Origin of the sequence: Fervidicola ferrireducens, from assembly GCF_001562425.1 — a bacterium.
In the GTDB taxonomy this organism is placed as follows: Bacteria; Bacillota; Thermosediminibacteria; order Thermosediminibacterales; family Thermosediminibacteraceae; genus Fervidicola; species Fervidicola ferrireducens.
Map to the genome: position 1 here is coordinate 1 of NZ_LOED01000047.1, position 13518 is coordinate 13518.

Annotated in this window: 15 protein-coding genes, 1 tRNA gene and 1 pseudogene; 14 read left to right on the top strand and 3 right to left on the bottom strand. The window is 42.8% G+C overall.

Features of this window, described 5'->3' with window-relative positions; genetic code table 11:
* Window positions 1–146 precede the first annotated feature (146 nt).
* From AN618_RS11340 to AN618_RS11400, 13 genes are all read left to right on the top strand, one after another.
* Complete coding sequence (locus AN618_RS11340) at window positions 147–1535, top strand: DUF512 domain-containing protein (RefSeq protein ID WP_083515198.1); 1389 nt, start codon at window positions 147–149, stop codon at window positions 1533–1535.
* A complete protein-coding gene (der, locus tag AN618_RS11345) occupies window positions 1532–2851 on the top strand; it encodes a ribosome biogenesis GTPase Der (RefSeq protein WP_066355215.1) in 1320 nt (439 codons plus the stop codon). Before AN618_RS11340 ends, der begins: the two co-directional genes overlap by 4 nt.
* A 10-nt stretch (window positions 2852–2861) precedes the next feature.
* The gene (locus AN618_RS11350) at window positions 2862–3890 is read left to right on the top strand and encodes an NAD(P)H-dependent glycerol-3-phosphate dehydrogenase (protein ID WP_066355217.1); all 1029 of its coding nucleotides are present in this window, start codon (window positions 2862–2864) and stop codon (window positions 3888–3890) included.
* A gap of 163 nt (window positions 3891–4053) precedes the next feature.
* On the top strand, window positions 4054–5532 hold the full coding sequence (spoIVA, locus tag AN618_RS11355) for a stage IV sporulation protein A (RefSeq protein ID WP_066355220.1): 1479 nt from the start codon (window positions 4054–4056) through the stop codon (window positions 5530–5532).
* Between the two features lie 70 nt (window positions 5533–5602).
* Window positions 5603–5679, top strand: a tRNA-Pro gene (locus tag AN618_RS11360).
* Window positions 5680–5757: 78 nt separating this feature from the next.
* Entirely contained in the window at window positions 5758–7167 is a 1410-nt protein-coding gene (locus tag AN618_RS11365) for an MATE family efflux transporter (RefSeq protein WP_083515199.1), read from the top strand.
* Window positions 7168–7196: 29 nt separating this feature from the next.
* Window positions 7197–8330 carry a biotin/lipoyl attachment domain-containing protein gene (locus AN618_RS11370; protein WP_157081741.1) on the top strand — a complete coding sequence of 378 codons (1134 nt, stop codon included), beginning with the start codon at window positions 7197–7199 and terminating at the stop codon, window positions 8328–8330.
* Complete coding sequence (locus AN618_RS11375) at window positions 8306–8995, top strand: YggS family pyridoxal phosphate-dependent enzyme (protein WP_066355230.1); 690 nt, start codon at window positions 8306–8308, stop codon at window positions 8993–8995. Before AN618_RS11370 ends, AN618_RS11375 begins: the two co-directional genes overlap by 25 nt.
* Window positions 8996–9012: 17 nt before the next feature.
* Window positions 9013–9441 carry a cell division protein SepF gene (locus tag AN618_RS11380; RefSeq protein WP_066355237.1) on the top strand — a complete coding sequence of 143 codons (429 nt, stop codon included), beginning with the start codon at window positions 9013–9015 and terminating at the stop codon, window positions 9439–9441.
* Between the two features lie 19 nt (window positions 9442–9460).
* Complete coding sequence (locus tag AN618_RS11385) at window positions 9461–9742, top strand: YggT family protein (RefSeq protein ID WP_066355239.1); 282 nt, start codon at window positions 9461–9463, stop codon at window positions 9740–9742.
* A 24-nt stretch (window positions 9743–9766) separates the two neighbouring features.
* Window positions 9767–10330, top strand: coding sequence for a DivIVA domain-containing protein (locus tag AN618_RS11390; protein WP_066355241.1), 564 nt, complete (start codon window positions 9767–9769; stop codon window positions 10328–10330).
* Window positions 10284–10535, top strand: coding sequence for a TM1266 family iron-only hydrogenase system putative regulator (locus tag AN618_RS11395; RefSeq protein WP_066355243.1), 252 nt, complete (start codon window positions 10284–10286; stop codon window positions 10533–10535). Before AN618_RS11390 ends, AN618_RS11395 begins: the two co-directional genes overlap by 47 nt.
* Window positions 10536–10556: 21 nt before the next feature.
* Window positions 10557–11279, top strand: coding sequence for a 5'-methylthioadenosine/adenosylhomocysteine nucleosidase (locus tag AN618_RS11400; RefSeq protein ID WP_245628507.1), 723 nt, complete (start codon window positions 10557–10559; stop codon window positions 11277–11279).
* 17 nt (window positions 11280–11296) lie between these two features.
* Here AN618_RS11400 and AN618_RS14195 read toward each other — a convergent pair whose 3' ends face one another.
* Window positions 11297–11515 carry an IS3 family transposase gene (locus tag AN618_RS14195; protein ID WP_187694931.1) on the bottom strand — a complete coding sequence of 73 codons (219 nt, stop codon included), beginning with the start codon at window positions 11513–11515 and terminating at the stop codon, window positions 11297–11299.
* Window positions 11516–11783: 268 nt separating this feature from the next.
* On the bottom strand, window positions 11784–12056 hold the full coding sequence (locus AN618_RS11405; protein WP_222926499.1) for a hypothetical protein: 273 nt from the start codon (window positions 12054–12056) through the stop codon (window positions 11784–11786).
* 313 nt (window positions 12057–12369) lie between these two features.
* On the opposite strand from AN618_RS11405, the gene AN618_RS11410 reads away from it, so the two are divergent.
* Window positions 12370–13194, top strand: coding sequence for a GNAT family N-acetyltransferase (locus AN618_RS11410; protein WP_066355247.1), 825 nt, complete (start codon window positions 12370–12372; stop codon window positions 13192–13194).
* Between the two features lie 217 nt (window positions 13195–13411).
* On the opposite strand, the pseudogene AN618_RS11415 reads toward AN618_RS11410, so the two are convergent.
* Window positions 13412–13518, bottom strand: a pseudogene (locus AN618_RS11415) (transposase); the annotation flags it as partial.

A 13518-nucleotide genomic window follows, 5' to 3' on the forward strand; every position in this document is an offset into this window, starting at 1 on the left:
AATGGCAATATAATACATCAAATTTATGTCACCTGGACTTACAATAGTGGTGAGGTCAGCTTAAAAAATTTTTTACCTACAAACTCTTGACACAGACGGTCTGCTATAATACCTTGACTTGCCCCTCTATTTCCGCGATAATATAATTGATAGCTGGTAATAAAAGCAGCTATAATTTCGGGAAAAAGGGGCAGACAAGGTTGAAAAAGGCAGTAATAAGAGAGGTAAAAAGGGGAAGTTTGGCACAAAAGGTGGGTCTTAAGAAAGGCGACGAAATTTTAGAGATAAACGGTCGGAATATAAAAGATATAATAGATTATAAGTTTCTTATAACCGATGAAATATTAAATATCCGGGTCAAAACTAAAGAAGGACAGGAGCGGGTATTAACCGTCGAAAAGGATTTTGACGAAGATTTGGGGGTCGAGTTTGAAAATCCCCTCATAGATGGAATTATGCGCTGTAAAAATAAATGCATTTTTTGTTTCGTTGACCAGATGCCGAAAGGTTTGAGGCCATCTTTATATATTAAGGACGATGATTACCGGCTTTCGATTCTTGAGGGGACGTTTATAACACTTACTAACCTTAATGATGAAGATTTAGATAGAATAGTTTCGATGAGGTTATCTCCACTTTACATTTCGGTCCATGCCACCGACGGCAATGTAAGAAAGGCCATGCTGAGAAATAAGGCTGCAGAAAAGATAATGGACCGCTTGAAATTCTTGAAGGAAAACGGCATTTTTTTTCACACCCAGATTGTCCTCTGCCCAGACGTGAACGACAAAGAGGTGCTTGAAAAGACCTTGCAAGACCTTTTTACTCTTTATCCGTCGGTGCAATCGATTGCCGTGGTGCCGGTGGGGATAACCAGATATCGCGAGGGACTTTATCCTCTTCGGCGCTTTACCCAAAAAGAGGCGGAGACGATCACCGAGCGGATAGAAGAGCTGCAGCTTGAAAATCTAAAGCGGTTCGGCACAAGGCTTGTTTTTGCAGCCGACGAATTTTACGAAATAGCAAAGAAGGAGTTTCCTCCTTCCCAAGCATACGAAGATTTTCCTCAATGGGAAAACGGTGTCGGAATGGTCTCGCTGCTAAGGGACCAGTTAACTGAGCTGATGAATGCGGTGCCCCTTTCCCTGCCCGAAAAAAGGCGGGTTAAGATAGCCACCGGCGTTTCAGCTTTCCGCTTTCTGGAGAAGGTTCTATCGCCTCTAAAAAACGTTAAGAATCTTGAATTTGAGATTTGTCCGATAAAGAATGACTTTTTCGGAGAGTCGGTGACTGTAGCGGGATTGGTGACGGGCGGGGATTTGGTAAATCAATTAAAAAAGAAGTTGGTTGATGAAAAACATCAGTGTCATGTGCTGGTGCCTGAAGTCATGTTAAAAGACGGGGAGGTTTTCCTGGACGGACTTTCCGTGCAGGATGTGGAGCAAAGCCTGCATGCTAAGGTAGCCGTGGTGAAAATAGACGGAAAGGATTTTCTCGAAAAAATTTTGGGAACGGATTTGGGGGTAAGGTTATGAATTTTACTGTGGCGATTGTGGGAAGGCCGAATGTGGGGAAATCTACATTGTTCAATAGAATAGTTGGAAAAAGAATCTCTATTGTCGATGACAAACCCGGGGTAACTCGGGATAGAATTTACGCCCTGGTCGAGTGGAAGGGGAAGAAATTCACCATCGTGGACACAGGGGGGATAGAACCTGGAGGAACGGATTTGATGACCACCCAGGTGAGGCGGCAGGTAGAATTTGCCATAGAAAGTGCAAATCTCATAATTTTTTTAATGGATTCAAGGGACGGACTTTTGCCCGCGGACGAAGAAGTCGCGAACATTCTTAGAAAAAGCCGAAAGCCGATTATTGCGGTGGTAAACAAAGTGGACGATTACTCCATGAAAACCGGGCTTTACGAATTTTACCGACTGGGTTTAGGTGAGCCCGTTTTTATTTCCGCCCTTCACGGTTCTAATGTGGGGGATTTGTTGGATAGGATAGTGGAGTTTATAGGGGAAAGTGAAGAGCCTGAATACGATGAAAGCGTAATAAAGGTGGCTGTAATTGGAAGGCCTAACGTAGGTAAATCCTCTTTAGTAAATGCTCTGCTCGGCGAGGAAAGGGTGATAGTGAGCGACGTTCCGGGTACAACCAGGGACGCCATCGATACACCCTTTGAGTACGAAGGGCAACAGATGGTACTGATAGATACGGCAGGCCTGAGGCGAAAAAGCAGGATAAAAGAAGACATCGAATTTTACAGTCATTTGAGGGCGCTTCAGGCGGTGGAAAGAGCCGATATAGCCTTAGTGGTTCTGGATGCCACGGAAGAAATAACCGAACAGGACAAAAAAATCGCCGGAATAGCACATGAAAGCGGCAGGGGCATTATAATAGTAGTGAATAAATGGGATTTGGTGGAAAAGGACGACAAAACCATCTACAGGTATACCGAGAATATCCGTGATGAATTAGCGTTTATCCAGTATGCCCCTGTTATATTCGTTTCGGCCAAGACGAAAAAAAGGGTTAACAAAATTCTGGAATTGATACGGTTTGTGATGGACCAGTATACCTTCAGAATAGATAAAGCTGCATTAAACGAACTGCTGGAAGATGCTACGGCTCTCGTGGCTCCGCCCACCATAAAGGGACGAAAGTTAAAGATATATTCGCTAGAACAGACCGGTATCAAACCTCCCACCTTCGTGCTTACGGTAAACGACACGGAGCTTTTACATTTTTCTTATGTCAGGTACATCGAAAATAAATTGAGGGAAAGATTTGGTCTTGAAGGGACTCCAGTTGTATTAAAAGGCCGGAACAGAAAAAGAAATGATTAGGGGGTCATTTTTGATGAAAGCGGCGGTTATCGGCGCGGGTAGCTGGGGTACTGCGATTTCCCAAATACTTGCGGACAACGGGGCCGAAGTGAGATTATGGGTAAGAAGGCAGAAACTCGCCGAACGAATAAAAAGCACTCGGGAAAACAGCGAATATTTGCCGGGTATCAGAATCCCGGATGAAATTATAATCACCTGCGAATTAGAGGAGGCTCTTGACGGAGCCGAATTTGTGGTGATGGCTGTTCCCTCCCAAGCGATGAGAAAAATTGCAGGAGAGGCAGGACGATACATAAAAAATCAAAGTATTGTCATAAACGCTGCAAAAGGGATAGAAGTGGGGACCCTGCTCAGGATGTCGCAGGTCATAAAAGAGGAACTGCCTAAGGGGTTGGAGGTGGAAATTGCGGTCATCTCCGGTCCCAGCCATGCCGAGGAAGTGGCAAGGCGGCTTCCGACTGCTGTGGTGGCTGCGGCTGAAAAAAAGGATGTAGCTGAAAAAGTTCAGGACTTTTTTATGAACTCTTACTTTAGGGTTTATACCAATTTGGATATAGTGGGAGTGGAAATGGGAGGTGCTTTGAAGAACATAATAGCAATTTGTGCGGGGATAGCGGAAGGATTAGGTTTCGGAGACAATACAAGAGCGGCTTTGATAACGAGGGGAATCATGGAGATAATCCGGTTGGGTGTAAAGATGGGAGGGCAACCGTCCACTTTTTTTGGGCTCTCTGGAGTCGGCGATGTTATAGTGACGTGCAATAGCATGTTCAGCCGTAATCGAAGGGCTGGTATAGACATAGGTCGGGGAAAATCCGTAAAAGAGGTCATGACCTCGACCAATATGGTTATTGAAGGCATATATACAACCAAAGCCGCTTATGATCTGGCTCGCAAGTACGGAATAGAAATGCCAATAACGGAAAAGGCCTATGAGGTGCTTTATGAAGGTAAAAACCCAGTGGATGCTGTGAAGGAACTTATGAGCAGGAGGGGCAAGCATGAAATGGAAGAATTGATAAATAAGGATTGGCTTTAAAACGTGGCAAGTCCACGTTTTTTTATTTTGAAGTAATATTCGGGACACGGCGTCATATATATATTATTGAAAAAAAGCGAAAAAACTACCCTTCCTAAGGGAAACCCGGACGTAAAACTATGGATAGGAAGGGGGTAGATAAGTTTACTAAGGAGGGGAAACCGTGGAAAGATTTGATTTATTTAAAGACATTGCGGAAAGAACCGGCGGCGATATCTATATAGGTGTGGTAGGGCCTGTTAGGGCGGGTAAGTCTACTTTCGTCAAGAGGTTCATGGAATTGCTGGTAATTCCCAACATTCAGGACCCTAACGCAAAAAGCAGGACGAAAGATGAGCTCCCCCAGAGTGGGGCTGGAAGGATGATTACCACGGCGGAGCCCAAATTCATTCCGAGTCAGGCGGTAGAAATAACTTTTAAAGATAACATCAAGTTTCGGGTGCGACTGGTGGACAATGTGGGGTATTCTGTAAGGGGCGCCATAGGCTACGAGGACGAAAACGGGCCGAGGATGGTATCCACGCCGTGGTTCGACGAAGAGATACCTTTTCAGGAAGCTGCGGAAATCGGCACACGCAAGGTTATTGAGGAACACTCCACAATAGGTGTGGTGGTGACCACCGACGGGAGCATAACCGAAATCCCTAGGGAAAATTACGTTCAGGCTGAAGAAAGAGTGGTAAGCGAGCTGAAGGAAATTGGGAAACCATTTGTAATTGTGCTGAATTCTGCCGAACCGACTAATAAAAAAACTCTCGAGCTAAAAGAAACGCTCGAAGCAAAATACGACGTGCCGGTAATCCCTCTCAACTGCCTGGAAATGAATCAGGAGGATATTTTCAGCCTCCTGGAGGAAATCCTCTTGGAGTTCCCCCTGGTGGAAATTAACATACACATACCGAAATGGATAGAGGTTTTGGAAAAGGAGCATTACCTGAGGAAGAAGTTTGAAGAAACCGTAAAAGAAAAAATTAAAGGTATAAATAGAGTCAGGGATATCAATAAAGTTGCTTCGTCCTTGGAGGAAAGTGATTTTCTTGAGCAAGTAAGGATAAAAGAGATGAATTTGGGAAACGGGATGGCCGAAGTAATACTGGAAGCGAAAAAAGAACTATTTTACAAGGTGCTCAGCGAAATTTCGGGGCTTATTATCGAAGGAGAGCATCATCTCATACCCCTGCTGAAAGATTTAGTCGATGCAAAAAGAGAATACGACAAAGTGGCAAAAGCTTTGGATGACGTAAAGCGGGTGGGTTACGGAATAGTTCCGCCTCAATTAGATGAGCTGAGCTTGGAAGAACCGGAGGTCATAAGACAGGGCTCCAAATTTGGAGTGAAAATAAGGGCCATTGCTCCTTCTATCCACATGATAAGGGCGGATATTCAGACCGAGGTTTCACCGATTATTGGAACCGAAAAGCAAAGCGAAGAACTCATCAATTACTTGATGAGCGAGTTTGAGAACGACCCTGCAAAAATTTGGCAGACCAATATTTTTGGGAAATCATTGCGGGATTTGGTGCGGGAGGGCATACAAAACAAGCTCATTCACATGCCCGAATCGGCCCAGGCCAAATTACAGGAAACATTGCAGCGCATCGTGAACGAGGGAAGCGGAAGCCTTATATGCATAATCCTTTAAAAAATTTTCTATGCGGGGGTTGAAAATATCTGTCTTATGCCTTATAATATAAAGTGAAATCGGACAGCGTCTGGGTGTGGCGCAGTTTGGTAGCGCGCTAGAATGGGGTTCTAGAGGTCGGGGGTTCAAGTCCCCCCACTCAGACCATTAAGGAAGTAAACGTGGAGCAGCATGAGCTCTGCGTTATTTTTTTATGTATGAAATACCGATTATTGTCTATCGCGGATGGAGACTAAAAATATGAACGGCTATTTATTAAAAACTGTAAAGAAGCCAAGGTTTATTTTACTTAGAGATAAAGATATTAAAGAAATGCTCAATAAGGCCTGGACTTTGGCGTGGCCCGTGGTAATAGAGCAAGCTCTGGCTACATTAAGCCAGGTGGCGGACATGGCCATGGTCGGAAGGCTCGGAGCTGAAGCTGTGGCAGCGGTGGGCCTCAGCATGCATCCTTTTTTTCTTTTAAACGCGCTCATCATGGGCATATCGGTGGGTACAACGGCGCTGGCAGCCAGGGCTGTGGGTTCAGGAGACAGAGAAAAAGCAGGGCGGGTCACGGGTCAATCGGTCATCGCCGCTCTTTTAATAGGTTTTATTCTCGTAATTCTGGCTTTCGTTAATTCGTTTAAAATCATGATTTACATGGGTGCCGAACCATCGGTCAGACCGCTGGGGAGCAATTACCTCAGGGCAATGATGCCGGGGATGCTCTTTTTGTTTATTTTCAGCGTAGCTGCGGCTGGAATTAGGGGTGCGGGGGATACCAGGACTCCTATGACCGTGAATGCGGTCATAAACATTTTTCACATTTTTACGAATTACCTTTTTATTTTCGGTGGACTAGGCTTTCCCAGGTTGGAAGTGGTGGGAGCCGGGATTTCGTCATCCATTTCGCGCTTAGCAGGAGCTATATGGCTGATTTACTTTCTGTCCAAACCGAATAAAGTCCTTTTTGTAAATTGGGAAAAGGTCGCCGGGAATTTCGATTGGCTTTTATTTTCGAAAATGATGAAAATAGGGATACCCGCGGCTCTCGAAAGGATACTCATCTCCACAGGGCAGATAGTTTACACCAGACTAGTGGCAAATCTGGGTACCGAAGCTTATGCCGCGCATTCTCTAAGCCTCAATGTGGAATCTTTTTCTTACATGCCGGGTATAGGTTTTGCCACCGCAGCTACTGCTATGGTGGGACAGTATTTGGGAGCGGGTGATATAAAGGGGGCGCAAAGGAGTGCAGCAATTTCCCTTCTTATGGCAATGGCGATAATGGGGACTATGGGATTGTTGTTTTTTTCCTTTCCCGCGGCTTTTCTTAAAATCTTCACCAGCGATTCGGATGTAATAAAAATGGGAACTACCCTTTTGCGCATTGTAGCTTTTACTCAGATACCTGAGTGCATCGGTATGGTTATACCGGGGGCTTTGAGGGGAGCGGGGGATACGAAAGTAGCCGTTTACATAACTATTTTGGGAATGTGGATTGTGAGGATAGGATTTACGTGGTACTTCTTAAAAGCCCTGAATATGGGTTTAGTGGGTGCCTGGATTGCCATGTTTCTGGATTGGGCTGTCCGGTCGGCACTGTACATAATCAGATTTAAAGGGGGACAGTGGAAAAATATAAAAGTTTAGGGATTTCTCCTTCCATTTTTCTTATTAAAATGGAAGGATTCTTCTATTTTATGGAGAAGATAAAAAATAAGGTGAAGGGGATGAAGAGGAAGACCTATTCGAAAGTCGTGGACTTGAGGTCGAGGAAAATTCGAAAAAAGCGCCGGATTCTTTTACCGCTGACGGTGTTGTTCTTGTGCCTTGCAGTTTTATGTATTTTAGGGTATGCACGTGATGACATATATATAGCCAAGGAAAGTACGGTGAAAGAAATTATTTCCAGTGAAGCCGTTATTGTTAAAAACGAAAAAGTGATAAACGCGCCGGCCGAAGGCAAGCTGGAGCTTCTGGTCAAAGCGGGACAGAGGGTGAGGGTGAATGCCCCTCTTTTTAAAGTGGTTGCCGATGTAGATAAAAAGCAGGTGCTCGAAAAAGAGATGGATGAACTTAGAATGAAATTGGAAAATGTGAAGAAAGCCTGGCCGCTTGAAAAAGATTCTAGGCTGCAAAGCGAAGCGGCCGCAGAGGTGATAGAAAAAAGCATAGAACTTCAGGAAAAGAAACTGCAGGAAATTGAATCCACGGTTTTCTCGCCGATGGCGGGAATGGTCAGTTTCAACATAGACGGTTACGAAAACCTTTTGGTACCAGATAAGATAAGCTGCCTGGATTATGAGGACATAGAAGATATAAAGGACAACGGGGGAAATCGGATATTTCCAGAAATAGTAAAGGTAAATCAGGCGGTGCTCAAAATTGTCGATAATTTGTCGCTGAACATCGTAACTCAATGGAACGGCGAAAGTTTAAAGTTGGGCTGGAAATATATCCTGAAATTTCCTCAGCTTGGATTCGAGGTCAAGGCGGAACTAAAAGAACTTTCCGAAAGTAGAAAGACAGCCGTATTTTCCGCCAAGGAAGTGCCGTTTGAACTTCTCGATGAGAGAAAAGTCCCGGTTGAAATCGTGGCGCGGGCTTATAAAGGCATCGGCGTTCCGGTTTCAGCTATAATAAATGATAATGGGCAGGAAGGTGTACTTTTGTTTTTTGATGGGAGGCTGATTTTTAAACCAGTAAAGGTAGTGGCGCGCGACGATAAGATTGCGATAGTGGAAGGCGTAAAACTCGGAGATAGGGTTATAGTAAAGAGGGGATTGATATGGAGTTTGTTAGGAAGAACATAGAAACGTTGAGGTTGAGGGTTAAGGAGGCGGCTGAAAAATCGGGCCGCCGGGAGGAAGATATAAAGATAGTTGCGGTAACTAAGACGGTTATGCCCGAAACAATTCAGGTGGCCGTCGATTGCGGACTGAAAATTTTAGGGGAAAACCGCGTGCAGGAAGCTCAACGGAAAATAGAACTGGTAAAAGGCGACGTCAGCTGGCATATGATAGGGCATTTGCAAAAAAATAAAGTTAAGTATGCGGTAAGACTTTTCTCCATGATTCAGTCGGTGGACAGCTACGAACTTGCAGTTGAGATCGATAAAAGGGCGGGTAAGCTCGGGAAGGTCATGGATGTGCTGGTTCAGGTAAACATCGGCAAAGAGGAAACCAAATTTGGAGCGGAATACGAGGAAACACCGGAGTTGATAAAGAAGATATCAGAGCTAGAGAACATCAGGGTAAAAGGTTTGATGGCAATAGCACCTTTTAAAGAGGACCCGGAAGACGTAAGGCCGTTTTTCAGAAAAATGCGGGAATTATTTTTGGAATTGAAAAATTTACGCCTAAAAAATGTAGAAATGGAAATTTTATCGATGGGTATGACCCATGATTTTCATGTGGCCATAGAAGAGGGGGCAAACATGATAAGAATAGGGAGCGGTATTTTCGGACCGAGAATCTAGGATGAGGAGGTATAAAAATGGCCGGCAACAAGTTATGGAGTAAGATACTTTATTTCCTGGGAATAGAAGACGAGGAGCCGCCTGCACCCCAATATGAAGACCCCCTTGGCATTCCTACAAGACCAGAAAGAGGGAGGATTATAAATATTCATCAGATACCGAAAAACAGGGTAACGGTTTTCAAACCTACCTGTTTCGATGAAGTAAGGGAGATTTCGGAGGAGTTGAAAAACCGCAGGGCGGTCATAGTTAACCTCGAGGGGCTGGATAAAGAGACTGGAAGGCGCATACTGGATTTTTTGAGCGGCAGCGTCTTTGTATTGGACGGAACTGTGAAGAAAGTCGGCAGCGGCACCTTTGTATTCGCGCCGAACAATGTGGATATAACAGGTTTTAACATCGACGAAATAGAATCCGGAAAAGAAAAGCCGGTTTATAAAGTTTGATGCCGAGGAGGTAAAGCCTTTGTTGCTAATCAGAACGATAGACTTGTTTTTCAGATTGATGGAATTTTTAATCATCGTAAGAGTGTTCATGAGCTGGCTCCCTGGAGCGGAGTACTGGCCGATTTATAGATTCGTCTATCAAGTTACTGAACCTCTCCTTGCTCCTTTCAGGCATTTATTTTTTAGATTTTTACCCCCGACAGGAGGTTTTTATATTGATTTTTCACCTGTGTTTGCTCTCATTACCATGGATATTGTAAAAAATGTAGCAGTGGCGCTTTTGTTGAGGGTGATATATTAAATCACAAGATAGGGAGTGATAAAAATGACCTTGACTCCACTGGACATTCAAAAAAAGGAATTCAGAAAATCTTTCAGGGGGTACAGCGAGGAAGAGGTTAAGGATTTTTTAGAAAAAGTGACTCAAAGTTATGAGAAATTATATAGAGAAAATCAAGAGTTAAAAGAAGAAATAAAGTTTTTGAGGGAAAAACTCAAAGAATATCAAGAGCTGGAAACTACGCTTAAAAAAGCTATTATCCTCGCAGAAAAAGCTGCCGAAGACTTAAAAAGGAACGCGGAAAGGGAAAAGGAACTGATTATAAAGGACGCCCAGGTTAAGGCTGAGGAAATGCTTGCGAAAGCTAAAATGCGGTGCGACGTTTTAAGCGAACGTTACGAGGAGATAAAGGCTCAATTTCAACTCTTCAAGACGAGGTTTTTAAATTTTTTACAGTCGCAAATAGACCTCATCAATTCCACGGGGTTGGATGGCGAAGATTACATAAAAGAAGCAGCAGCCGGGCAGGATTTTGAAGGAGAAGAAGGAGGGGAAGACGGCGATGGCGGAGGAAAAGAGGCTGTCAGTGGTGGGGATAATAGTTTATGAGAGGGAAAAATCCGCCGCAAAGGTGAACGAGATATTGTCAAAATTCGGCGACATGATAGTAGGCCGAATGGGCATACCTTACAGGGAAAGGGGAATTTCGGTCATAGCGCTTATCGTCGATGCCACTACCGATGAGCTTGGCGCACTCACTGGAAAGCTGGGTCAGATTCCAGGAGTAAAGGTAAAATCTGCGGTGACGGCTTGAAGGTTGTGGATTTGAATTGACATGAAAGGGATGGTTCATATAGTAGGGATAATAGGTGCTTTAGATAAAGAAGTAGCCCTTTTATGTGAAAAGCTGGAAAAAACAAGGACCGTGCACAGGGCATCTTTAACTTTTCATCAAGGCATCCTGCAAGGGAAAGAAGTCGTCGTGGTAAAAAGCGGTGTTGGGAAAGTCAATGCGGCTTTATGCACCCAGCTTTTAATAGACTATTTTCGGCCGAATGCAATTTTCTGTACCGGTGTGGCGGGGGCCTTGAGGGAAGAACTGGATGTAGGTGATGTGGTAATATCCACCGAGGTGGCTCAACACGATGTGGATGGGACGGTTTTCGGTCACGAACCCGGTGAAATCCCGAATCTAGGGGTCAAATTTTTCAAGGCTGACGAGAACCTGGTGGAAATTGCCTGGGAAGTGGCCTGCCGAACCTTAAAAGGGAAAAAAGCAGTTAAGGGAAGGATATTGAGCGGTGACCAGTTTATATGCAGCGCTGAGAGAGTAAAATATTTGAGAGATGTCTTCGACGGCTCCTGTGTGGAGATGGAGGGAGGAGCCATCGGACATGTATGCTACGTAAATGACGTTCCTTTTGTTGTGATAAGGTCCATATCTGATAGAGCTGACGATAAGGCAGTGGTGGTGTACGAAGAATTCTCAGAAGTAGCGGCCAAAAATTCTTCGAATATAATTCTAGGGATCCTGGATAATTTGAAGCCGGCGGGCTAGCCCCCTAATTATAGAAATTATCCTACAAAAGATTCTCCTTTTATCAATTTACTCATGAATGCTTTGTGAAACTCCTCAGGGCTCATATATCCAAGGCTACCATGCCTCCTTTTCCGGTTATAATACTCAATGTACTTGGATACTTCCGCATAGGCTTCCATAAAGCTCTGAAATTCATGACGGCTATAGCATTCAGCCTCTAGAATAGAATGAAAGGCTTCAATAGTTACGATCACGTTAAGTATTTTTAAGTTTATATAAACTCGCCATCGCTTACAAGATGAAAGTAAGAGAATTTATCATTAGAGTATGTTCCATATATTTACAATTAATGGGTGCAAATGATCTCCCTTATTTTTTTATCCGTTGTATTGCCTTGGATAAAGCCTCCTTCGGCAGCTATACGGGCTTTGGTTTTCAAACCGCTGCTCTATTACCTTTCCCCTTATAGCTGTGCCGCTGGCTTACGCCACCCTTAATTGGGCCATATTATGGACCCCTATTTTACTCCACGACAAGGGCCAGCTTGAAAGCCTCTACGATAATACATGGCTCACGTGACTTTCTGCGCTGTATCCTATTGTATAAGCTGTAAGAGGATATCTCTTTCCAGATGTTTTTCACGTATTCCATACATTTTATTACTGCATTTTTATCCTCTTCTCTTTTGCATTTGGTGTATTTTTGCTCAAATATTTCCATTACTTTTTCTCGGTCGCCTTGGAATATTCCTTTCCATAATGCGTTCTTCAATTTTTTCTCCTCTTTGAAGGCCACTGCATAGAATTATTTTCATAAGACCTCACCGTCCTGTTGAGTTTTTTAACTCATCCTTTTTTTGGGGGGGGGGGGGTAGTTAGGTCCTTTTTCTATATTACTTCTGGTTTTTCCTCCTTTTCGACCTAAAGATATTTTACACTATCATAATAAAATGGCCATCTGTCAACTAAAAACATTATTTATATTATAATAAAACTACAATAAGTGTGTTCTAAATTTAGCCTTGCTTACCATGCGATAGTGACCGATTCCTTTGGTATTACCTGGTAGTTAAATTGTACTGTTGTGTAAAATAAAAGGGGAGGATAACTTGCTGAGGTTATTATCAGAGAAGGATAGGAAAATAATCGAAGAATATATAAAAAGATATCCTTTCGAAACCACCTTTATTCAGGGGAATATTGCCAATTTCAGCATTGAAAATAAAAAAGATATAAGAAGATGCGGAGATTATTACGGATATTTTAAAAACGGCAGGCTTGTAGGTATTATTCCATTTTACAACTTGGGAAGCTCAACACCACATTATGAGGACGAGGAGTGTATTGAGGCTTTTTCGGAACTGATACTAAAATACAATGTGGAGTTCTTACTGGGAATGAAAAAAGTAATATTGCCCTTATATACCAAAATTAAAGATGCAAAAAAGATTAAATTCTGTGATGAAGATAGCTTTCAAATTAATGAAGAATTAAAACCCTATGAAAATTCAAAAGTAAAAATCATCGATTTTTATGAAATACCTTTAGAAGAAGCTGCGGCCTTTGCCGTGGAAGCTTCAAAAAAAGGATTTGATATGAAAGTCAGTATCGAAGAGAAAATAAAAACATTTAAAGAAAGGTCAAAAGAGGAAGATTATATTTTTGCAGTATATGATGATGAAATCATAGGACAAGCGTATATTCAAGTGTCGACGGATTTGGTGAATCAAATCGGTGGGGTTTACACGAAGGAAGAGTATAGAAACAATGGAGTATGTAAAGCAATGGTATCAGAACTTTGTAAAAGGATTATAAAAAGGGGCAAAAAACCGGTGTTAATGGTGAAAAAATATAATACTCCTGCCTTAAGAGCTTATGAAAAGCTTGGTTTTATCCATTACGATGATTACATGATGGTCAGGTTCGAATTATAAAAAAATTATTAGTAGAAAAAATTAGAAATATTGAAAAAAGGGATTTTTGGTTCAAGTCCAATTTTTTGTGTAAAATTCCCTCTGGTTAGAATCAGGTGATAAAAGTTTAACTTATCGAAACTACTTTTTCTTTTACTTTTTTTTGAGTTTTCTTTATGCAACTCAAAGTATTCGGTCATATCCAAGTATTTTTTGCCAGAAGTCCATTTTTCGTCCTGTTCCATAAGCAATGCCCCAATTAGACGTATAGCTGATTCGCGGTTGGGAAATATCCTAATAACCCTTTCACGTCGGCGTATCTCTTCGTTTAGCCGCTCTAAAGCA